The organism is Pseudomonas sp. P5_A2_2 (genome assembly GCF_054177685.1).
In genome coordinates this window covers 17324-38751 of record NZ_JBGCUL010000007.1, presented here as the reverse complement: position 1 = coordinate 38751, position 21428 = coordinate 17324, and the positions used below count along the sequence as shown (strand labels likewise).

Here is a 21428-nt window from a genome sequence, read left to right as displayed (position 1 = left end):
GAAACTGTGGGAGCGAGCTTGCTCGCGATGAGGCGATAACATTCAACATTTATGTTGCCTGTTACACCGCCATCGCGAGCAAGCTCGCTCCCACATTTGTTTTGTGGTGTTGCTTAGAGCGGCTTGCTACCGACGCTCACGCCCAGCGTATGGCTCGCCCCTGGTGCCAGGTTCACCACATCGCTCATCACGTTCGCCGTCTCGATGCACAGCATGCGCTGCCAACCGTCGTCGGCCATGTCGCTGAACGCGGCGGCGCGGTCGATCCACGGGTTCCAGATCACCGCCGTACGCGAGCCGGTGCTGGTCAGTACGATGCGTCGCTCCCAGGCCGGATCGACGATGTTCAGCTGTGGCGGGACGTCGAGATAGATGCGGTCAGTTTCGCCGGAAAAGCGCAGATCACCGGATTGTTGCTTGGTTTTCCAGTCTTCCAGCGTTTCGATGTAGCTCAAGTCATTCAAGCCTTCGACATGCACGTCGCGCACATCACTGACGGCAAAGTAACTGTGCAGCGCCTGGCTGATGCTGACGGTTTCGGCGCCCCGGTTGTGGCTGGTCAGCTGGATGTGCAATTGCTCGTCGAGGTGAATATTCAGCGTCAAATCCACCTGGTGCGGCCAGCCGGGAAAGCCGCCTTCGGGGTAGGGCAGAAGGAATTCGACCTTCAGGCTTTCGCCTTCGGCTTTGATGCCGCCCAGCTCCCAATCCATCGCTCGCACTAAGCCGTGAGCCGACGGCGCTTCATTGCTGACGCGCATCGCCTGCACGCTTTGCGGGTTGCGCGCAAAGTTGCCGAACCACGGCCAGCACACCGGCACGCCGGCACGGATGCTTTTGCCTGTCTTGAACACGGCTTCGTCGTTGAGCCAGATCAGCGGCGGCTGGCCGGCCAATTGATAGCTGAGGATGTGCGCGCCTTGCTGGGCCACCAGTAATTCGGCTTGACCGTGGCGGATGCGCCAGCAGTTCAGTTCATCCAGTTTTACAGCTTCAACATTGGGCGTGCTCATGGGACAGCTCTCGATCAGTAACGTGGACGACTATCGACCGCAAAACGGCTACCAGGTTTAGAAGCTCTTTCAGCGAGCCCGAGGCGGAACCGAACGGGTGCGACCGCTGCCGTCGATGGCAACGAATACAAACACCGCTTCGGTAACTTTACGCCACTCGCTGGACAGTGGATCGTCGCTCCAGACCTCGACCATCATCTTGATCGAGCTGCGGCCGATTTCCAGGGCCTGGGTATAAAAGGAGAGCTGCGCGCCCACCGCCACCGGAACCAGAAAGGCCATGCGGTCGATCGCGACGGTGGCAACGCGTCCGCCAGCGACTTTGCTGGCCATAGCGGTGCCCGCCAAATCCATCTGCGCCACCAGCCAGCCGCCGAAAATATCGCCGAAGCCGTTGGTTTCGCGAGGAAGCGCGGTGATTTGCAGGGCCAGGTCGCCTTGCGGGATCGGATCTTCTTGTTCGAGCTCTATCATTCCGGGGGTGCCTCTGACCCGTGACTCTTCGTTGGTATTGCTGGTGGTAGCCGTCTTCGGGAAAAACGATTCAGCACCGAACATACTACGTTCGTCACGTTTTCCATAAGGCGCCTAAAGGGAAACTCTGCGAAATCGCCTATGAACCCTGACAGGCGTTTTCGCACAGCAACCCCTCAAAAACCGGAGCAGGCTTTGAGTATATCGGTCGGTAGACTCCGCGACGACCGTCCGGTTCTCATTTTGACCGTCAAAAACGCACCTCTATGTGCTTTTTCGAACAATTTGCTATCGTGCCGGACCTGCTCAAACCTCAGCCAGCGTTGTTGAGGTTGCAGATCCGACTATAAGAGAAGCCCTTGCCATGACCACAGCGCCCTCGAGCATCGCGCAGCCAGACCAACCCGCACGTCCGCTGACCCGCAACGACTACAAGACTCTATCGTTGTCTGCTTTGGGCGGCGCGCTGGAGTTCTACGATTTCATCATCTTCGTGTTCTTCGCCACGGTGGTGGGCAAGCTGTTCTTCCCGGCGGACATGCCCGAGTGGCTACGTCTGATGCAGACCTTCGGCATCTTCGCCGCCGGCTACCTGGCACGGCCACTGGGTGGCATCGTGATGGCGCACTTCGGCGACCTGCTGGGCCGAAAGAAAATGTTCACCCTGAGCATTTTCATGATGGCGGTGCCGACCTTGATCATGGGTCTGCTGCCGACTTATGCACAGATCGGCATGTGGGCACCGATCCTGCTGCTGCTGATGCGGGTGATCCAGGGCGCGGCCATTGGCGGTGAAGTGCCGGGGGCGTGGGTCTTTGTTTCCGAACACGTTCCGCAGCGGCATGTCGGCTACGCCTGCGGCACCCTGACCAGCGGCCTGACGGCGGGTATCCTGCTCGGCTCGCTGGTCGCCACGGCGATCAACAGCATCTACACCGCGGTGGAAGTAGCGGATTACGCCTGGCGCATTCCGTTCCTGCTGGGTGGCGTGTTTGGTTTGTTCTCTGTGTACCTGCGTCGCTGGTTGCACGAAACCCCGGTGTTCGCCGAGCTGCAACTGCGTAAGGCCCTGGCCGAAGAGGTGCCGCTGCGGGCGGTGCTGCGTGACCATCGTGGTGCGATTGCCATTTCGATGTTGCTGACCTGGCTGCTGTCGGCCGCCATCGTGGTGCTGATCCTGATGACCCCGACCGTGTTGCAGATGGTCTATCACGTCTCGCCAACCACGTCCCTGCAGGCGAACAGCGTGGCGATCGTATTCCTGAGCTTTGGCTGCATCATTGCCGGCGCACTGGCCGATCGCTTCGGTGCGGGACGAGTCTTCGTGATCGGCTGTACAGCGTTGCTGGCCAGTTCCTGGACCTTCTACCACAGCCTGGCAGACCATCCCGACTGGCTGTTCCCGATGTACGCCCTGACCGGTCTGCTGGTCGGCACCATCGGCGCGGTGCCGTACGTGATGGTCAAGGCGTTCCCGCCCGTGGTGCGTTTCAGCGGCCTGTCGTTCTCGTACAACGTCGCCTATGCGATTTTCGGTGGTCTGACGCCGATGATCGTCAGCCTGTTGCTCAAGGAGAGTGCGATGGGGCCTGCTTATTATGTGGCGGTGCTGTGTGGGGTGGGGATTCTGGTAGGTGCATATCTCTGGAAGAAGGGCCGCTGACAGCGAACGATCACAGCACTCCTCACATCTATAGTTACAACTGAAAGGGCAGCCTTCCGAGCGGAGTGCTGGCCTTTCATCCAATTGTCATATTTCAGCCATAGAGTGTTCACACGGCCTGCTGATACTTGGCCCCGAATAACACACCCTATCTGCTAGGAGTAAGGCATGAAACTGAAGCGTTTGATGGCGGCAATGACTTTTGTCGCTGCTGGCGTTGCGACTGCCAACGCGGTTGCCGCTGTTGACCCTGCTATCCCGAGCTACACCAAGACCACTGGTGTGTCGGGCAACCTGTCCAGCGTTGGTTCCGACACTCTGGCCAACCTCATGACCCTCTGGGCCGAGAACTACAAAAAAGAATACCCGAACGTAAACATCCAGATTCAGGCCGCTGGCTCCGCCACTGCACCACCTGCGCTGACTGAAGGCACCTCCAACCTGGGCCCGATGAGCCGCAAGATGAAGGACACCGAACTGGCTGCCTTCGAGCAGAAGTACGGCTACAAGCCAACCGCTATCCCGGTTGCCGTGGACGCCCTGGCTGTATTCGTACACAAGGACAACCCGATCCAGCACCTGACCATGGAGCAGGTCGACGCGATCTTCTCGTCGACTCGTCTGTGCGGCGCTAAAACCGAAGTCAAAACCTGGGGCGACCTGGGCGTGACCGGCGACCTGGCCAACAAGCCGGTTCAACTGTTCGGTCGTAACTCGGTATCCGGCACTTATGGCTACTTCAAGGAAGAAGCCCTGTGCAAAGGTGACTACAAGCCAAACGTGAACGAGCAACCAGGTTCGGCTTCGGTCGTGCAGTCGATCAGCTCCTCGCTGAACGGCATCGGTTATTCGGGCATCGGTTACAAGACCGCTAGCGTGAAAACCGTTGCTCTGTCCAAGAAGGGCAGCACCGAGTTCATCGAAGACACCGAAGAAAACGCCCTGAACGGCAAGTACCCGCTGTCCCGCTTCCTGTACGTATACGTGAACAAAGCCCCGAACAAGCCTCTGGCCCCGCTGGAAGCCGAGTTCGTGAAACTGGTTCTGTCGAAACAGGGCCAGGAAGTTGTTGTGAAAGACGGTTACATCCCACTGCCGGCCAAAGTAGCTGCCAAAGCTCTGGCTGACCTGGGTCTGGCGGAAGGCGGCGCTGAAGTCGCAAAAAAGTAACAAATTGAGTCTAGAGTGAATCGCTCTGGACTCACATGGGGGCGGCAGGAGCCGCCCCCATACACCTCGAATTCTCTATCCACTGCTGGTTACCGCTAGCGGCGGATTTGTCGCGTCACTGCATTGTCATCTTTCTGTCATACAGGATCGCTAGGGTGTGCGCATGAATGATCTGGCCAATTCCAACATGACTACTAATCCCCCCAAGCGAATTGACTTCAATACGCCTGAGCTACAACGCAAGCGCCGCATTCGCGCGCTCAAAGATCGCCTGACCCGCTGGTACGTCCTCGTTGGCGGCCTAGCTGTACTGGGCGCGATCACCTTGATCTTCTTCTTCCTTGCCTACGTCGTCGCGCCCCTGTTCCAGGGTGCCAGCCTGACCGCCAAGGACGCCATCACGCCGGCCTGGATGCAAGACGCCGGCAAGCCGCTGATGATCTCCCTGGAAGAGCAGAACCAGGTTGCGATGCGGGTTTCCGACAAGGGCCAGGCATTGTTCTTCGACATCGACAGTGGCGCTGAATTGAAGCGCGTCGATCTGTCGATCCCGGCCGGCACCACCGTGACATCCATCGGAGAAGATCAGCCAGGTCACCCGCTGGTGGCCGTGGGTCTGTCCAACGGTCAGGCTCTGGTGTTCCGTCACACCTATAAAGTCAGCTACCCGGAAGGCAAGAAAACCATCACCCCGGCCGTCGAGTATCCGTACGGCGAAGCGCCAATCGCGGTCAACGAAGCCGGCGGTGCGCTGGAGCACGTCAGCCTCAACGCCAACGATTCGACCCTGATGCTGGTTGGCGCCACCGGTTCGCAACTCAATGTTCTGTCGCTGACCAGCGAAGAGAACATGATGACCGGCGAAGTCACCAACGAGCAGAAGCGCATCGACTTGCCGCAGATGAACGAGCCGGTGAAGAACATCTTCGTCGACCCGCGTCAGCAGTGGCTGTACGTGATCAACGGGCGTGCCCAGGCCGACGTGTTCAGCCTGCGCGACAAGAGCCTCAACGGTCGCTACAAGCTGCTTGAAGACGGTGAAGCTCAAGTCACTGCCAGCACCCAGCTTGTGGGCGGTATCTCGCTGATCATCGGTGACTCCAAAGGTGGCCTGGCCCAGTGGTTCATGGCTCGCGACCCCGATGGCGAGCAACGCCTGAAGCAGATCCGCACCTTCCAGATGGGCACCACGCCTATCGTTGAAATCACTGCTGAAGAACGCCGCAAGGGCTTCGTTGCCCTTGACGCTTCCGGCAAGCTTGGCGTGTTCCACAGCACCGCCCACCGCACCTTGCTGGTGGAGCCAGTCGCTGAAGGCCAAGGCGTTTTCGGTCTGTCGCCTCGCGCCAACCGCGTGATCGTGGAAGCCGGCGGCAAGTTGCACCCGCTGCTGCTCGACAACCCGCACCCGGAAGTATCGTGGAGCGCACTGTGGAGCAAGGTCTGGTACGAGAACTACGACGAACCTAAGTACGTCTGGCAATCGACCGCCGCCAACACCGATTTCGAACCCAAGCTGAGCCTGTCGCCGCTGACCTTCGGTACCCTGAAAGCCGCGTTCTACGCCATGCTGCTGGCCGCTCCACTGGCCGTTGCCGCTGCGATCTACACCGCGTACTTCATGGCCCCGGGCATGCGCCGCAAGGTCAAGCCGGTGATCGAGTTGATGGAAGCGATGCCGACGGTGATCCTCGGATTCTTCGCTGGTCTGTTCCTCGCGCCGTATGTGGAAGGGCACTTACCGGGCATCTTCAGTCTGCTGATGTTGCTGCCGATCGGCATTCTGGTCGCCGGTTTCACCTTCAGTCGCCTGCCTGAGTCGATCCGCCTGAAAGTCCCGGATGGCTGGGAAAGTGCGCTGCTGATTCCAGTGATCCTGTTCGTGGGCTGGCTGTCGCTGTACATGAGCCCGTTCATGGAGAACTGGTTCTTCGGTGGCGACATGCGCATGTGGATCTCCCACGACCTGGGCATCACCTACGACCAGCGCAACGCCCTGGTGGTCGGCCTGGCCATGGGCTTCGCGGTCATCCCGAACATCTACTCCATCGCCGAAGACGCCGTGTTCAGCGTGCCTCGCGGCCTGACCCTGGGGTCCCTGGCCCTCGGTGCCACGCCGTGGCAGACCATGACCCGCGTGGTGATCCTCACCGCCAGCCCGGGCATCTTCTCGGCGCTGATGATCGGCATGGGCCGGGCGGTCGGTGAAACCATGATCGTGTTGATGGCAACCGGTAACACCCCGGTCATGGAAATGAACCTGTTCGAAGGCCTGCGCACCCTGGCAGCCAACGTTGCAGTGGAAATGCCCGAATCGGAAGTCGGCGGCAGCCACTACCGCGTGCTGTTCCTCTCGGCGCTGGTGCTGCTGTTGTTCACCTTCGTCATGAACACCCTCGCAGAACTGATTCGTCAGCGTCTGCGCAAGAAATACTCGTCGCTTTAAGAAAGGTAGAAGTCTGTGAAACAGAACTCCCTGAAAGGATGGTTCAAGAGCGGCGCCCCCGGCGTCTGGATCAGCGGTGGCGCGGTGTCCATCGCGGTCATCATGACCATTGGCCTGCTGGCAGTGATTGCCGTGCGTGGCCTGGGTCATTTCTGGCCGGCGGATCTGATCCACGCCAGCTACGACGTACCGGGCCAGGGCCAGCACCTGGTCATTGGCGAAGTGGTGCAGAAGGAAGAAGTGCCACGTGCCCGTCTGAAGAGCGCCGGCCTGCCGGTGCCTGACGAAGGCCCTGAATTCATGACCCGCGAGCTGATCAAGGTCGGCAACCGTGACCTGAACGGCAACGACTTCACCTGGATCGTCGGCGAGTGGCTGACCAACCAGGCGACACCGCCAGAGCTGATGGCCGTCGAGCGTCGCGAGTGGGGTAACTTCTACGGTTATCTGGTCAACGTCAAACAGGATGGCAAGGTCATCGCCGAAGGCGAAGCGGCATGGCCTGAGTTGCAGGCCCGTGTCGACCGCGTCAACAAGCTGGCTGCACAGCTCAAGAACCTGGAAAAAACCGACATCGGCGCGATCAACGCCGGTCTCGAGCGCATTCGCTTGCACGGCCGCAAGCTTGAGCTGGAAGGCAAACTCGACGCCACCGCACAAGCGGACATGGAATCCGAGCGCGCCGAACTCAATGCTCGCTATCAGGATGTTGAAGCGCGCCTGAGCGACCTGCACGCGCAGTTCAACCGCGACAGCCTGACCGCCCGCGATGCGAACGGTAAGGAAATCGAAATCGGTATCGGTAAAGTGGTTCACGCCTATCAGCCGAACGCCATGAGCACGACCACCAAGATCGGTTTCTACTTCAGCAAGGTCTGGGAATTCCTGAGCGACGACCCGCGTGAAGCCAACACCGAAGGCGGGATCTTTCCGGCCATCTTCGGCACCGTGATGATGACCCTGATCATGGCGATGATCGTGACCCCGTTCGGCGTGCTGGCGGCGGTGTACCTGCGTGAATACGCCAAGCAGAACGCGCTGACCCGGGTGATCCGCATCGCGGTGAACAACCTGGCGGGCGTTCCGGCCATCGTTTACGGCGTGTTCGGCCTGGGCTTCTTCGTCTACGTACTGGGTGGCTCGCTCGACCGTCTGTTTTTCCCGGAAGCACTGCCGGCACCGACCTTCGGTACACCGGGCCTGCTCTGGGCTTCGCTGACCCTGGCGCTGCTGGCGGTGCCGGTGGTGATCGTGGCCACCGAAGAAGGCCTGGCGCGGATTCCTCGCACCGTGCGTGAAGGCTCGTTGGCCCTCGGCGCGACCAAGGCGGAAACCTTGTGGAAGATCGTGCTGCCGATGGCCAGCCCGGCCATGATGACCGGCATGATCCTCGCCGTGGCTCGCGCCGCGGGTGAAGTGGCGCCGCTGATGCTGGTGGGTGTGGTGAAACTGGCGCCGTCGCTGCCGGTGGACGGTAACTACCCGTACCTGCACCTGGACCAGAAGATCATGCACCTGGGCTTCCACATCTATGACGTCGGCTTCCAGAGCCCGAACGTCGAAGCTGCGCGGCCGCTGGTGTACGCCACGGCGCTGCTGCTGGTGCTGGTGATTGCGACGCTGAACCTGTCGGCGGTGTACATCCGTAACCACCTGCGCGAGAAGTACAAGGCTTTGGACAGCTAAGACAAATCCTGTGGGAGCTGGCTTGCCAGCGATGGCATCACCGCGGTGCTACTGGCAGACCGAGTCACCTGCATCGCTGGCAAGCCAGCTCCCACAAGGATCGGCGCAAGCCTCAGATTTTCAGTAACCCATTGGCCAGGCCAGTGGTTAAACGAACCGAATTTGTTAGCACAGGGAGCCTCCCATGCAGCACGAAGCACATACCCACGGCATCAACATGTCGGCGCTGGGTCGCGACAAGCAGAGCCTGAACCTCGAGCAGGAAACCGTGGCCATCGAAGTGCCGGGCCTGAGCCTGTTCTACGGCGAAAAACAAGCGCTGTACGACGTCAGCATGAATATCCCGAAGCAGCGCGTGACCGCCTTCATCGGCCCGTCCGGCTGCGGCAAGTCCACGCTGCTGCGTACCTTCAACCGCATGAACGACCTGGTGGATGGCTGCCGTGTCGAAGGCGAGATCAACCTGTACGGCAGCAACATCTACCGCAAGGGCGAAGACGTGGCCGAACTGCGTCGCCGCGTCGGCATGGTGTTCCAGAAGCCGAACCCGTTCCCGAAAACCATCTACGAAAACGTGGTTTACGGTCTGCGCATCCAGGGCATCAACAAGAAACGCGTGCTCGACGAAGCTGTCGAGTGGGCGTTGAAAGGCGCGGCATTGTGGGACGAGGTCAAGGACCGTCTGCACGAGTCGGCACTGGGCCTGTCCGGTGGTCAGCAGCAGCGTCTGGTGATCGCCCGCACCATCGCCGTGGAGCCGGAAGTGCTGCTGCTCGACGAACCGTGCTCGGCACTTGACCCGATCTCTACGCTGAAAGTCGAAGAGCTGATCTACGAACTGAAATCCAAGTTCACCATCGTCATCGTGACCCACAACATGCAACAGGCGGCGCGGGTGTCCGACTACACCGCGTTCATGTACATGGGCAAACTGGTGGAATTCGGCGACACCGATACCCTGTTCACCAATCCGGCGAAGAAGCAGACCGAAGACTACATCACCGGTCGCTACGGCTAGCAGCAGCCACAAGCCGCACGCTTCAAGCGGCAAGTAGGAGCGGTTCGGGTACGACACACATCAGCTTGCAGCTTGTAGCTTGCAGCTCACAGCTTTTGCGGAGCAGACAACATGATTTCTAAGGAAGGCCTTACACACCACATCTCCCAGCAGTTCAACGCCGAACTGGAGGAAGTGCGCAGCCACCTCCTGGCCATGGGCGGGCTGGTCGAGAAACAGGTCAATGACGCGGTGACCGCGCTGATCGAGGCCGACTCCGGCCTGGCCCAGCAGGTGCGCGAGATCGACGACCAGATCAACCAGATGGAACGCAACATCGACGAAGAATGCCTGCGCATTCTGGCCCGTCGTCAGCCGGCGGCTTCCGACCTGCGCCTGATCATCAGCATTTCCAAATCGGTGATCGACCTGGAGCGCATCGGTGACGAAGCGACCAAGATCGCCCGTCGCGCCATCCAGCTGTGTGAAGAAGGCGAAGCGCCGCGCGGTTACGTCGAAGTGCGCCACATCGGTGACCAGGTGCGCAACATGGTCCGCGATGCACTGGATGCCTTTGCCCGTTTCGACGCCGAGTTGGCGTTGTCGGTGGCGCAGTACGACAAGATCATCGACCGCGAATACAAGACCGCACTGCGTGAGCTGGCGACCTACATGATGGAAGATCCGCGTTCTATCTCGCGGGTTCTGAGCATTATCTGGGTGCTGCGTTCGCTGGAGCGTATCGGCGACCACGCACGCAATATCTCGGAGCTGGTGATTTACCTGGTGCGCGGCACTGACGTGCGGCACCTGGGCCTCAAGCGCATGAAGGAAGAAGTTGAAGGAACCAGTGGCGAAACCGCTAATGTTCCGGGCAAAACTGACGATAAGTAAGATTGCCCAAGTAAAGCGCCCGGCCTTTTGGCCGGGCGTTTTTGTTTGCGGCTTACAAATTCGAAAAGCAGCACCCGCGAACGAAAAGTCCGGCGTGACTGAAGGTTTTTGGCAATGTGCCATCAGCAAGGCGGTATGCTGGCCGGGATTTTTTAAAGGGGTGGTGGATGAGTAAGGTCAGTGTGTTGGTCGTGGACGACGCGTCGTTCATTCGTGACTTGGTGAAAAAGTGCCTGCGCAATTATTTCCCGGGCATGCGGATCGAAGACGCGATCAACGGCAGAAAGGCCCAGGCCATGCTGGCCAAGGAAGCCTTCGACCTGGTCCTGTGCGACTGGGAAATGCCGGAAATGTCCGGCCTGGAATTGCTGACCTGGTGTCGTGAGCAAGACAACCTCAAAACCATGCCATTCGTGATGGTGACCAGCCGTGGCGACAAGGAGAACGTCGTCCAGGCGATCCAGGCCGGAGTTTCCGGTTACGTCAGCAAGCCGTTCACCAACGAGCAACTGCTCACCAAGGTCAAGCAGGCGCTGCACAAGGTCGGCAAACTCGACGCCTTGATCAACGTAGCCGCGACCAAAACAAGCTCGGCATTCGGTAACGACTCCCTCGCCGCCTTGACCGGTGGCAAGGCGCCCGTTGCCACGCCAACGGCCGCACCCGCACCTGCACCGTCCAAGGGCTTGCTCAACAATCCGCCGGTCAAGGCGCCAGCGGCCTCTTCGGCACCCGCCAGCGGCCGTGGCCAGGGTCAACTGCGTTTGCCGAACGGCATCCAGCAATGTGTGATCAAGGCCTTGAGTCTCAAGGAAGCCCTGCTGGTGGTGAAGCGCAGTGAGACCCTGCCGCAGATCCTCGACAGCGCCGTGCTGGACCTGGAGCAAGGCGACAATGCCGAAGTCGCCCGCCTCAACGGCTATCTGCACGCCGTCGTGGCCCACGAACCGAAGCCTGACAGCGACTGGCTGCAACTGACCTTCCGTTTTGTCGATCAGGATGCGCAGAAGCTCGATTACATCTCGCGCCTGATTGCGCGGGGTACGGCGCAGAAGCACTTCATTCCTGGCGCTTAAGGCGCGTCGCCTGACAGTCCGCCATCGCGAGCAAGCTCGCTCCCACAGGTCCGGCGTGAATCCTGTGGGAGCGAGCCTGCTCGCGAAGGGGCCATCACTGCTACCGCATATCTGCTGAACACCTTTTCTGAAACATCTGCCGACTACCCGGGTCCATTGCAGCTGCTAGGCTCAATCCCAGGCCTCACTCGACAGAATCCTTGCTCATGTTCACGCGCCTGCTGTTTTTATGTGGCCTGTTCATGGTCGCCACCTCGGCCATGGCCATGACTATCTACAAGTCCAAAGACGCTTATGGTGTGGTTTCCTACAGCGACCGCCCCAGCAAAGGCGCCCACGTGTTCGTTTTTCGCGATGGCATGGTCGAGCACCTTGAGCGTCAGGTGCGCCTCGTCGTCATGAAGAAAAATGGTGTGCACAGCGTTTACGTGCGCAATGACCTGTATGCGCCGGTAGAAGTCGAATTGAGTTTTGCCGGGGTGAAGAACGCCAGCGGTGTGCCGGGCGGGACGATTCGGCGCGTGATACCGCTACGCAGCAGCGTTCGCCTGGCGCAGCTTACGGCGACTAAAGGTGGAAGGCCCCTCGCGTACGTCCCGAAGTTCAAATACTCCCTGGGCGACCCCTCAGGGCCCACGGTGGGCTATCGGTACCCCTTGCCCTGGCGTGGCGGACCGTTCCGGATCAGTCAGGGTGCCAATGGCCCCTACAGCCATTTCGGGCCCAAGAGCCGATATGCCATAGACATCGCAATGCCTGAGGGTACGCCGATCATTGCCGCGCGTGGCGGCGTGGTGGTGAAAACCGAAAATCGCCAGAGCGGGCGCGGCACTGATGCATCCGGCAATTTCGTGCGGGTGCTGCACGATGACGGGACCATGGGCGTTTACCTGCACCTGAAGAAAGGCTCGGTCTGCGTTCGGGAAGGTCAGAGGGTAAAGGTCGGCAGTGCGTTGGCGTTGTCCGGCAACACCGGCAACAGCACCGGGCCGCATTTGCACTTCGTGGTGCAGCGCAATACCGGGCTGGGGCTGGTGTCGATTCCTTACCAGTTCAACCAGCCGGTGGGTGCGTTGCCCAACTTTGCGTTGGGCAAGAAGTGAGGCGTTGTCTGGTCTGACGCCATCGCGGGCAAGTCGGATAAGCCGGTTAATCCAGCATCAACACCTTGGCCAGAACGATCTTCGGCCCTTTCATCTTCTTGATGATGATCCGCAGGCCTTCGACTTCCAGCACTTCTTCCTCTTCCGGAACACGCTTGAGGCTCTCGTAGACCAGCCCGGCGAGGGTTTCGGCTTCGACGTGGTCGAGGTCGATGCCCAGCAGTCGTTCAACCTTGAACAGCGGTGTATCGCCCCGCACCAGCAGCTTGCCCGGCTGATACGCGAGGATCCCGCGTTCGGCCTTGCGGTGTTCGTCCTGGATGTCGCCCACCAGCACTTCCAGCACGTCTTCCATGGTCAGGTAGCCGATGATGTTACCGTCGGCCTCTTCGACTACAGCGAAGTGCGAGCCACCCTTGCGGAACTGCTCCAGCAACTGCGACAACGGCATGTGCCGCGACACGCGCTCCAGCGGTCGGGTCAGTTCGGCCAGGTTGAACGACTCGGGAATGTGGTCCAGCGCCGCCAGTTCCAGCAGCAGATCCTTGATGTGCAGCAGGCCGACGAACTCCTGGCGTTCGCTGTCGTACACCGGATAACGGCTGAACTTGTGGCGACGGAACAACGCCAGGATTTCCTTGAGCGGCGCATTGAATTCCAGGGTGACCAGGTCTTCTCGGGAGTTGGCCCAGTCGACCACTTCCAGCTCGCCCATTTCCACCGCTGACGCCAGCACGCGCATGCCTTGGTCGCTCGGATCCTGGCCACGGCTGGAGTGCAGGATCAGTTTCAGTTCTTCGCGGCTGTAATGGTGTTCGTGGTGCGGGCCGGGCTCACCTTGGCCAGCGATGCGCAGGATCTGGTTGGCGCTGGCGTTGAGCAGGTAGATGGCCGGGTACATGGTCCAGTAGAACAGGTACAGCGGCACGGCGGTCCACAGCGACAGCAATTCGGGTTTGCGGATCGCCCAGGATTTCGGGGCCAGCTCGCCGACCACGATGTGCAGGTAGGAAATGATGAAGAAGGCGGTGAAGAACGAAACAGCCTTGACCACTTCAGCGGAATCTACGCCCACGGCACTCAGTACAGGCGCCAGAAGGTGCGCAAACGCAGGTTCACCCACCCAGCCCAGGCCCAGGGAGGCGAGGGTGATACCCAATTGGCAGGCCGACAGGTAAGCATCGAGCTGACTGTGCACGGTGCGCAGGATGTGCCCGCGCCAGCCGTTTTTGTCAGCGATGGCCTCGACCCGGGTCGAGCGCAGCTTGACCATGGCAAATTCCGCCGCAACGAAAAACCCGTTGAGCAAAACCAGGATCAGAGCAAAAAGAATCATGCCGAAGTCGGCGAAAATTGTAGCGAGGGTCAAGCCAGGGGAAGGGTCCATGATGGAGTTTTGCGGGTTCCGTATAATCGAGAGGGAAGTAAAAAACCGCGCCTGAAAGGCAGGCGCAAGTCAGCCAATGTAGCGGCTGACCGGCCAGTTGCCTAGTGGTGCGTGCTGACCGGTATCAGTCGGCGGTGCTGATAACCCGGGATTTGGTGACCTGGGCCGGGGCAAAGTGGCAGGTGAAGGTGCTGCCGTGGCCCGGTACGCTGCTGATTTCCATCCGCGCCCGATGCCGTAACAAGACGTGTTTGACGATCGCCAGCCCCAGGCCGGTGCCTCCGGTGTTGGAGTTGCGGCTGGAGTCGACGCGATAGAAGCGTTCGGTCAGGCGCGGCAGGTGTTTGGCATCGATGCCGATCCCGGAATCCTGCACGCTCAAGTGCGCCCCTTGGTCATCGCCCCACCAGCGAATGCGGATATTGCCTTCGGCCGGGGTGTATTTCACCGCGTTGAACACCAGGTTGGAAAACGCGCTGCGCAACTCCGCTTCGCTGCCCTTGAGCAGAATCGTCGGGTCGGCTTCCAGGGTGATTGTCTGGTTTTTCTGGCCGGACAACTGCTGCGCATCGCTCTTGATCGATTGCAGCAAGCCGTCGATCGGCACCGGCTGGTTGTCCGACGGATAATCGGTGGCTTCCAGCTTGGCCAGCAACAACAGATCGTTGAGCAAGGTCTGCATGCGTCCGCCTTGTTGCTGCATCTGCTGCAAGGCACGGCTCCAGCGCGGGTTCACCTCGTCGACGTTATCGAGCAAGGTTTCCAGGTAGCCGCAGATCACCGTCAACGGTGTGCGCAGTTCATGGGAAACGTTGGCGATGAAGTCTTTGCGCATTTGCTCAAGCTGATGGATACGTGTCACATCGCGCACCAGCATCAAGTGTTCGTTGTTACCGTAACGGGTGATGTACAGCTGGATGCGCACGCGGTCGTTGGTCGGCGAAGGAATTTCCAGCGGCTCGGCGTAGCTGTCTTGCTCGAAGTATTCCTTGAAGCGCGGATGGCGCACCAGGTTGGTCACCGGCTGGCCGCTGTCCTGCGGGGTCTTGAGGCCCAGCAGGGTTTCGGCGGCGCGGTTCCACCATTCCAGGTTGCCGTCGCTGTCGAGCATGATCACCGCGTCTTTCAGCGCGGCGGTGGATTCCTGAACCCGGTCGATCACCGCTTGCAGGCGTCCGCGTACCCGTTGGTCGCGGCGTTGCAGGTGATAAATGCTGTCGAACACTTCCCCCCACAGGCCATAGCCGTCGGGTGGTGCTTCATCGGGTTTATGCAGGCGCAGCCACTCGTGCAGACGCAGCAATTGCTTGAGGGTCCAGGCCAGGTAAAGACCCAGGCCTGCGGCGAGGCTCCAGCCGTAATAGCCGGTGATCAGGCCGATCACCAGGCAGGCGGTGACCAGCAGCAGCATGTGGCGAATCAGGGTGCCATGCCAGTTTTGGTTCACGAAAAAAATACGTCCTTGAAAGTGGAACCGCTGCGATCATCAGGCCTTGGTCGAGAACCGGTAGCCAGTGCCGCGCACGGTTTGTACCAGATTTTCGTAAGCATCGCCGAGGGCTTTGCGCAGGCGTCGAATGTGCACGTCAACCGTACGCTCTTCGACGTAGACGTTGCCACCCCAGACCTGATCCAGCAACTGGCCACGCGTGTAGGCGCGCTCCTGGTGGGTCATGAAGAATTGCAACAGGCGGTATTCGGTCGGACCCATCTCGGCGGGACGGCCATCGATGGTCACGCGGTGGCTGATCGGGTCCAGCAGCAGGCCGCCGACTTCGATCGGTGCTTCGCCATCGGTCGGGCCGGCACGGCGCAGCACGGCCTTCAGGCGCGCGACCAGCTCACGGGGGGAAAACGGCTTGGTGATGTAGTCATCGGCGCCGACTTCCAGGCCCTGGATCTTGTTGTCCTCTTCGCCCTTGGCGGTGAGCATGATGATCGGGATGTCCCCGGTCAGTTCATCACGCTTGAGACGACGGGCCAGCTCGATGCCGGAGGTGCCGGGCAGCATCCAGTCGAGCAGGATCAGGTCCGGTTTGCGGTCGACGATAATGGCGTGGGCCTGCTGGGAGTTTTCAGCCTCCAGGCAGTCATAGCCGGCCATTTCCAATGCAACGGCGATCATTTCGCGAATAGGCGCTTCGTCGTCGACGATCAGAATGCTCCTGCCAACCATGCCCTTAATCCTCTTGTCATTTAACTGTCTTGCGCCGCATTAGATAACGGAATTATTGCAGTCGTGTGACAGTATTTTAGTCGGTCGGCGATTGGCTGGATCCTGGGCTAAGCTTTAAGTCCGAATCCTGACAACCACAAAAGGAAGGTTTCCATGAACTACATTGCTCAATCCTGGAAGGCTTTGCTGGTCACTGCTGCGTTAACGCTGCCGACACTGGCCTTTGCCGCCGAACCGGGCATGATGAAAGACGGCATGATGGTCGACCACAAAGGCATGACGGTCTACACGTACGACAAGGACGCGGGTGGCAAGTCGATGTGCAACGGCGACTGCGCCAAATACTGGCCGCCAATGATGGCGCCGGCGGGTGCCAAGGCCGAAGGTAAATGGACAGTCATCAAACGTGATGATGGCAAGATGCAATGGGCCTTCGACGGCAAGCCGCTGTACTACTACGAGGACGACAAAAAACCCGGAGACATGACGGGTGACAAGAAAAAAGACGTCTGGCACGTTGTTCACGAGCATATGTAACGGTTGTAGCGTGCCGCACCAGATCGCTGCCTTCGTTGCTCTGCAGGAGCTGCTGAAGGCGGCGATCTTTTTGATGCTTCAACGCAGCGCGTAATCCAGCACAATCCCGACGAAAATCGCCAAACCCGCCCAGTGATTGTGCAAAAACGCCTTGAAACAGCGCATCCGGTCCTTGCCTCGGGTGTACCAGAATTCCCACGCAAAACAGCCCGCCGCCGCCAGCAAGCCGAGATGGAACCAGCCACCGAGCTCGAACTTCGACCCGGCCAGCAACAAGCAGGCCAGCGCCAAGCCTTGCAGGGTCAGGATGATCACCCGGTCTGCATCGCCAAACAGAATCGCCGTGGATTTCACGCCGATTTTCAGGTCGTCATCGCGGTCAGTCATCGCGTAATAGGTGTCGTAACCCACCGTCCACATCAGGTTAGCGATCCACAGCAGCCACGCGACAGCCGGCAATTCACCGGTTTCGGCGGTAAAGGCCATCGGCATGCCCCAGGAAAACGCCGCGCCCAGTACCACTTGCGGGTAATAGGTGTAGCGCTTCATGAACGGGTAACTGAACGCCAGCGCCAGGCCGCCCAATGACAGCCAAATGGTCGCGGCATTGGTGCACAGCACCAGCAGGAAACTCACGCCCATCAGTAACGCGAAGAACACCAGCGCCTCTTTGGAACTGATCTTGCCGCTCACCAGCGGCCGCTGTTCGGTACGCTTCACATGGCCATCGACTTTGCGGTCCGCCCAGTCGTTGATCACGCAGCCGCCGGCGCGGGTCAGCACCACGCCGAGGACGAAAATAACGATATTGGCCAGGGACGGCGAACCCTTGCCAGCAATCCACAGCGCCCACAGCGTCGGCCACAGCAGCAGGTAAATGCCGATCGGCTTGTCCATGCGCGTCAGCTGAATGAAGTCCCAGGCCCGAGGATTCAAGCGGTTCAMGGACTTGAGCAGGCTTTGGTACATCAGTGGTTCTCCGGTTGGACGCGGGCGGCGTTCCATAGGGAAGGCAGGAAAATTTCGGCCACCAGCACGCTCAGCGCGCCACGGTCAAAACGCGAACGGCGGCCCCACAGCCCTGGCGATTGCACCTCGGCGGGCAGCCACGCTTGCGGATAATGGCAAACCTCGATGGCCCGGCGCTGAAAGGCCTGATCGCAAAACAGCAATTCGCCCAGCGAGCGGCTGCCCAGTTCGTCCATGTGCAAGCCGTCGCCTTGCAATGCACTGCGTGACGCCACGCTGCGCGCAAACACCCACGCCTGGCCGTGACCGCGCAAATACACCTCACGAACCCAGCCCTCACTGCCTTCGGTCAGGTCCAGTGCTGCGCATTCGTCGGCACGCAGGGGCTGCCAGCCTTCGAACGTCGGCGAGACGCTGAAGGCATCATTCGACAGATGAATCAGACGTCTGGTCAGCGAGCCTTCGTCGAACAGCCAGTCGAGGGTGGAGGCATCGGGGAGGGGCGCCAGTTCGCTGCGCGAGAGCCAGAGAGGAGCTGGAGAGGGGGATTCTGTGTGTTGCACAATGAGTCATTATTGGCAGCAAATGAGGCGGCGAGCTTAACATGTTGGCCGCTGATATCGATTGAAATGGCCTGCCGTTGCGCCGAACAGGCTTGCATCCGGCGGCCCCGATCAGTACAAAACGCGCTGAGTTGGGCGGCAGTGCTACAACCATCGACCGTCCGGCCGGCAAAACGCCTGAACCCTGAGGAAGTACCTGAATGAAAAAGTGGCAATGTATCGTCTGCGGCCTGATCTACAACGAAGCCGACGGTTGGCCGGATGACGGCATTGCGCCGGGCACCCGTTGGGAAGACGTCCCGGCAGACTGGCTGTGCCCGGACTGCGGTGTGGGCAAAATGGATTTTGAAATGATCGAAATCGCTGCCTGAATAATTGAGGAGTAAGGAATGAACGCACCTGTCGTAATCATTGGTACCGGCCTGGCGGGCTACAACGTGGCCCGCGAGTTTCGCAAACTCGATAGCGAAACCCCGCTGCTGCTGATTACCGCCGATGACGGACGCTCCTACTCCAAGCCGATGCTCTCCACCGGCTTCGGCAAAAACAAGGATGCCGACGGTCTGAGCATGGCCGAACCCGGCGCCATGGCCGAACAGCTCAGGGCCGAAATACGCACCCACACCCGCATCAGCGGCATCGACCCGGGCCACAAACGCCTGTGGATCGGTGAAGAAGCGGTGATCTACCGCGACCTGATCCTGGCCTGGGGCGCCGAAACCGTGCGCGTGCCCATCGAAGGCGACGCGGCGGACTGCGTATTCCCGATCAACGACCTGGAAGACTACGCATGCTTCCGTGCGGCGGCGGCCGGCAAGCGCCGCGTACTGCTGCTCGGTGCCGGCCTGATCGGCTGCGAGTTCGCCAACGACCTGACCCTGGGCGGCTACGAAGTGCAACTGGTTGCACCGTGCGAACAAGTCATGCCGACCCTGTTGCACCCGGCGGCCGCCGCTGCGGTGCAGGCAGGCCTCGAAAGCCTCGGTGCGCGTTTCCACCTCGGGCCGGTGCTCAACCGCCTGCAGCGCGTGGCTGACGGCCTGGAAGCGCACCTGTCCGATGGCCAGGTGATCCCGTGCGACGTGGTGGTCTCGGCCATCGGCCTGCGCCCACGGGTCGACCTCGCGGCAGCGGCCGGTCTGCAGGTCAACCGCGGCATCATGGTCGATCGGCACCTGAAGACCTCCCACGCCAACATCTACGCCCTGGGCGACTGTGCCGAGGTCGACGGGTTGAATCTGCTGTACGTCATGCCTCTGATGAGTTGTGCGAGGGCGCTGGCGCAAACCCTGGCCGGCACCCCGACCGCCGTCACCTATGGGCCGATGCCGATCACCGTCAAAACCCCGGTGTGCCCGTTGGTGGTGTCCCCGCCGCCACGGGGCGCAGAGGGCATTTGGACCGTCGAAGGGCAGGGCGCCGACATCAAGGTTTTATGCCGCGATGCCGCGGGCAAGCTGCTCGGTTACGCCCTCACCGGTGCCGCCGTGATGGAAAAACTGGCCCTGAACAAAGAGCTTCCAGCTCTGTTGGCGTAAATACCGGTCGTTCTGTCGGAATCACCCCCCTTTTGCCCCAACAATGGCCGCGCCGATACTGGCGCGGGGCCTCACTGCGTGCCATCCTCACTCCTGTCTGCCGCAGAGTAGAGCACCTGCGGCGCTTTGGGCGCTGCTCCGCAGAGAGCAGCACGGACATAACAACAACAAACCGTCAAAGGGGCTTCACTCACATGCGTAAACCAGAACTCGCTGCAGCCATTGCTGAAAAAGCAGACCTCACCAAAGAACAAGCCAACCGCGTTCTCAACGCCGTTCTTGAAGAAATCACCGGTGCCCTGCACCACGGAAAAAGCGTGACGCTGGTGGGCTTCGGGACCTTCCTGCAACGCCATCGCGGTGCACGCACGGGCAAGAACCCGCAAACCGGTGAGCCAGTGAAAATCAAGGCCAGTAATACCGTTGCGTTCAAGCCGGGCAAGTTTTTGAAAGACAGCGTTAATCCGTAATCCGTTTTCACCTCCCGCGCAGCGGGGGAGTGGAATAAAAAATGGGCACGCCAACCAGGGTTGGGTGCCCATTTTTTGTGGGGGGGGCGAATCAGCCGAGCCCGCTTTGTTGTTTGGCGAGGATCGCCGCCATTTACGGCTCATCCAGATGATCCAGTGCCCGCTCTACCAGCAAATGCGCCCCCTCAGCCACGCGACTGATCGCCAGGGCTACTGAGCGGCGCGAGCCGTCTACATCATCGGCCAGGTCAGCGGCGATGGCGCTGATGGACAGCAGATCTTCCGAGGCATTGGCCAGTAGGGTTTCGGTATGGATGTCCGGGCAGACGCTGAAGAGCTGACCCCTGCGTTTCGACTTTTCTTGTTCTGGTGGAGCGAAGTGGTGGTCGAGGACGCGTTCGGCAGCCTCGTGGAGTTTTTTGGAATCGAGGGATTCGTAGGGGGATGTGGCTTCGTTTTCGGATGCGTCGGGTATCGGAGTCATTGGTGTAAATCCTTGGTTAAGAAGTTTTGCTCCCGATTTCGGACTTGCACATCCGGTCGCCGTTTTTGGTGGTGACGATCAGAGGTTATCGATGAATTCAAAATTCGCCTAGTTCATGTATAAGGCAGCATTTTGAAGGAAGTTTCCGATAGGTTTGCAGGGTAGAGGGATCAAAAGATCGCAGCCTTCGGCAGCTCCTACAGAATGTGTTTCTTCAGGTACAGAAGTGGCGTGTGGAGTGGCTGGAGTGATGTGTTGATAATTGTGACTTAGTAGTCATCGTGCAGGTAATGGTAATGATCTTCTGCTAATGCAGCTGGATACTGGTGTTATCACCTGAAGCCGTTAAACTGCCCCGGCCGTTCATTTTTCTCTTGAGGCTGTGCGCATGAAATTTCGTTTTCTGCTGTGGATGCTGGGTTTATTGATGGGTAAGGCCAGCCGGACCAATCCGGCGTTTCAGCAGCAACTGGGTGACAAGGACCTGGTGTTTCAGCTGCAGACCCTGGACGGAAAAGTGGCGCGGCATTTCCGCGTGAAGGAGCAACGCATCACCAGCCAATCGGGTGTGCATGCCGAGCCAGCGTTTGCGATTGCCTTTAAAGACGCCGCGTACGGCTTTGCCACGATGCAGGCGAAGAACAAGCAACTGGCGTTCATGACGGGGATTCAGGACAAGTCGATTCAGATCAAGGGCAACCCGGCGCTGGTGATCTGGTTTCAGGGGTTGACCAAGTATTTGAAGCCGAAGAAGGCCAAGCCCAAGGCTTGAGGCCTTTCAG

Annotated in this window: 21 protein-coding genes; 13 read left to right on the top strand and 8 right to left on the bottom strand. The window is 59.9% G+C overall.

What is annotated here, in order from left to right:
• Positions 1–113: 113 nt before the first annotated feature.
• Together ACXRVY_RS02285 and ACXRVY_RS02280 are read right to left on the bottom strand one after the other, a co-directional pair.
• A complete protein-coding gene (locus tag ACXRVY_RS02285; RefSeq protein ID WP_457265673.1) occupies positions 114–1013 on the bottom strand; it encodes a D-hexose-6-phosphate mutarotase in 900 nt (299 codons plus the stop codon).
• A 69-nt stretch (positions 1014–1082) separates the two neighbouring features.
• Positions 1083–1487: an acyl-CoA thioesterase gene (locus ACXRVY_RS02280; protein WP_007942704.1), complete on the bottom strand. Its 405-nt coding sequence runs from the start codon at positions 1485–1487 to the stop codon at positions 1083–1085.
• Positions 1488–1851: 364 nt separating this feature from the next.
• On the opposite strand from ACXRVY_RS02280, the gene ACXRVY_RS02275 reads away from it, so the two are divergent.
• The 8 genes from ACXRVY_RS02275 to ACXRVY_RS02240 all read left to right on the top strand — a co-directional run bounded on the left by ACXRVY_RS02275 (position 1852) and on the right by ACXRVY_RS02240 (position 12522).
• Positions 1852–3150, top strand: a complete 1299-nt coding sequence (locus ACXRVY_RS02275; protein WP_457265672.1) for an MFS transporter — start codon at positions 1852–1854, stop codon at positions 3148–3150.
• A 168-nt stretch (positions 3151–3318) separates the two neighbouring features.
• Positions 3319–4320, top strand: coding sequence for a phosphate ABC transporter substrate-binding protein PstS (locus ACXRVY_RS02270; protein WP_007992839.1), 1002 nt, complete (start codon positions 3319–3321; stop codon positions 4318–4320).
• Between the two features lie 412 nt (positions 4321–4732).
• Complete coding sequence (locus ACXRVY_RS02265; protein ID WP_457265682.1) at positions 4733–6766, top strand: ABC transporter permease subunit; 2034 nt, start codon at positions 4733–4735, stop codon at positions 6764–6766.
• 15 nt (positions 6767–6781) lie between these two features.
• Entirely contained in the window at positions 6782–8452 is a 1671-nt protein-coding gene (gene pstA / locus ACXRVY_RS02260) for a phosphate ABC transporter permease PstA (RefSeq protein ID WP_223460495.1), read from the top strand.
• Between the two features lie 184 nt (positions 8453–8636).
• Positions 8637–9470 carry a phosphate ABC transporter ATP-binding protein PstB gene (gene pstB, locus ACXRVY_RS02255; protein ID WP_007995399.1) on the top strand — a complete coding sequence of 278 codons (834 nt, stop codon included), beginning with the start codon at positions 8637–8639 and terminating at the stop codon, positions 9468–9470.
• 111 nt (positions 9471–9581) lie between these two features.
• The gene (phoU, locus tag ACXRVY_RS02250) at positions 9582–10343 is read left to right on the top strand and encodes a phosphate signaling complex protein PhoU (RefSeq protein ID WP_007992846.1); all 762 of its coding nucleotides are present in this window, start codon (positions 9582–9584) and stop codon (positions 10341–10343) included.
• Between the two features lie 167 nt (positions 10344–10510).
• On the top strand, positions 10511–11419 hold the full coding sequence (locus tag ACXRVY_RS02245; protein ID WP_223460492.1) for a response regulator: 909 nt from the start codon (positions 10511–10513) through the stop codon (positions 11417–11419).
• A gap of 206 nt (positions 11420–11625) precedes the next feature.
• Entirely contained in the window at positions 11626–12522 is an 897-nt protein-coding gene (locus ACXRVY_RS02240; RefSeq protein ID WP_223460490.1) for a peptidoglycan DD-metalloendopeptidase family protein, read from the top strand.
• 46 nt (positions 12523–12568) lie between these two features.
• Here ACXRVY_RS02240 and ACXRVY_RS02235 read toward each other — a convergent pair whose 3' ends face one another.
• The 3 genes from ACXRVY_RS02235 to phoB all read right to left on the bottom strand — a co-directional run bounded on the left by ACXRVY_RS02235 (position 12569) and on the right by phoB (position 16085).
• Complete coding sequence (locus tag ACXRVY_RS02235) at positions 12569–13909, bottom strand: hemolysin family protein (RefSeq protein ID WP_218431557.1); 1341 nt, start codon at positions 13907–13909, stop codon at positions 12569–12571.
• A gap of 124 nt (positions 13910–14033) precedes the next feature.
• Positions 14034–15320 carry a phosphate regulon sensor histidine kinase PhoR gene (gene phoR, locus ACXRVY_RS02230; RefSeq protein WP_256357357.1) on the bottom strand — a complete coding sequence of 429 codons (1287 nt, stop codon included), beginning with the start codon at positions 15318–15320 and terminating at the stop codon, positions 14034–14036.
• A 75-nt stretch (positions 15321–15395) separates the two neighbouring features.
• Positions 15396–16085: a phosphate regulon transcriptional regulator PhoB gene (gene phoB / locus ACXRVY_RS02225; protein ID WP_003229608.1), complete on the bottom strand. Its 690-nt coding sequence runs from the start codon at positions 16083–16085 to the stop codon at positions 15396–15398.
• Positions 16086–16238: 153 nt separating this feature from the next.
• Between phoB and ACXRVY_RS02220 the strand changes: the two genes are divergently transcribed.
• Complete coding sequence (locus tag ACXRVY_RS02220; protein ID WP_223460489.1) at positions 16239–16622, top strand: COG4315 family predicted lipoprotein; 384 nt, start codon at positions 16239–16241, stop codon at positions 16620–16622.
• A 78-nt stretch (positions 16623–16700) separates the two neighbouring features.
• Here ACXRVY_RS02220 and ubiA read toward each other — a convergent pair whose 3' ends face one another.
• Positions 16701–17591: a 4-hydroxybenzoate octaprenyltransferase gene (ubiA, locus tag ACXRVY_RS02215; protein ID WP_458236992.1), complete on the bottom strand. Its 891-nt coding sequence runs from the start codon at positions 17589–17591 to the stop codon at positions 16701–16703.
• Entirely contained in the window at positions 17591–18154 is a 564-nt protein-coding gene (locus ACXRVY_RS02210; RefSeq protein ID WP_223460485.1) for a chorismate--pyruvate lyase family protein, read from the bottom strand. Before ACXRVY_RS02210 ends, ubiA begins: the two co-directional genes overlap by 1 nt.
• 200 nt (positions 18155–18354) lie before the next feature.
• On the opposite strand from ACXRVY_RS02210, the gene ACXRVY_RS02205 reads away from it, so the two are divergent.
• The 3 genes from ACXRVY_RS02205 (at position 18355) to ACXRVY_RS02195 (ending at position 20162) form a co-directional block, all read left to right on the top strand.
• Entirely contained in the window at positions 18355–18525 is a 171-nt protein-coding gene (locus ACXRVY_RS02205) for a rubredoxin (RefSeq protein WP_007995385.1), read from the top strand.
• 18 nt (positions 18526–18543) lie between these two features.
• On the top strand, positions 18544–19692 hold the full coding sequence (locus ACXRVY_RS02200; RefSeq protein WP_223460483.1) for an NAD(P)/FAD-dependent oxidoreductase: 1149 nt from the start codon (positions 18544–18546) through the stop codon (positions 19690–19692).
• 194 nt (positions 19693–19886) lie between these two features.
• Complete coding sequence (locus tag ACXRVY_RS02195) at positions 19887–20162, top strand: HU family DNA-binding protein (protein ID WP_223460480.1); 276 nt, start codon at positions 19887–19889, stop codon at positions 20160–20162.
• Between the two features lie 133 nt (positions 20163–20295).
• Here the strand turns inward: ACXRVY_RS02195 and ACXRVY_RS02190 are convergent, their stop codons facing one another.
• Positions 20296–20646 carry a DUF6124 family protein gene (locus tag ACXRVY_RS02190; RefSeq protein WP_223460478.1) on the bottom strand — a complete coding sequence of 117 codons (351 nt, stop codon included), beginning with the start codon at positions 20644–20646 and terminating at the stop codon, positions 20296–20298.
• Between the two features lie 388 nt (positions 20647–21034).
• Here ACXRVY_RS02190 and ACXRVY_RS02185 point away from each other — a divergent pair, with 388 nt between their 5' ends.
• Positions 21035–21418 carry a helicase gene (locus ACXRVY_RS02185; RefSeq protein ID WP_223460476.1) on the top strand — a complete coding sequence of 128 codons (384 nt, stop codon included), beginning with the start codon at positions 21035–21037 and terminating at the stop codon, positions 21416–21418.
• Positions 21419–21428: the final 10 nt, after the last annotated feature.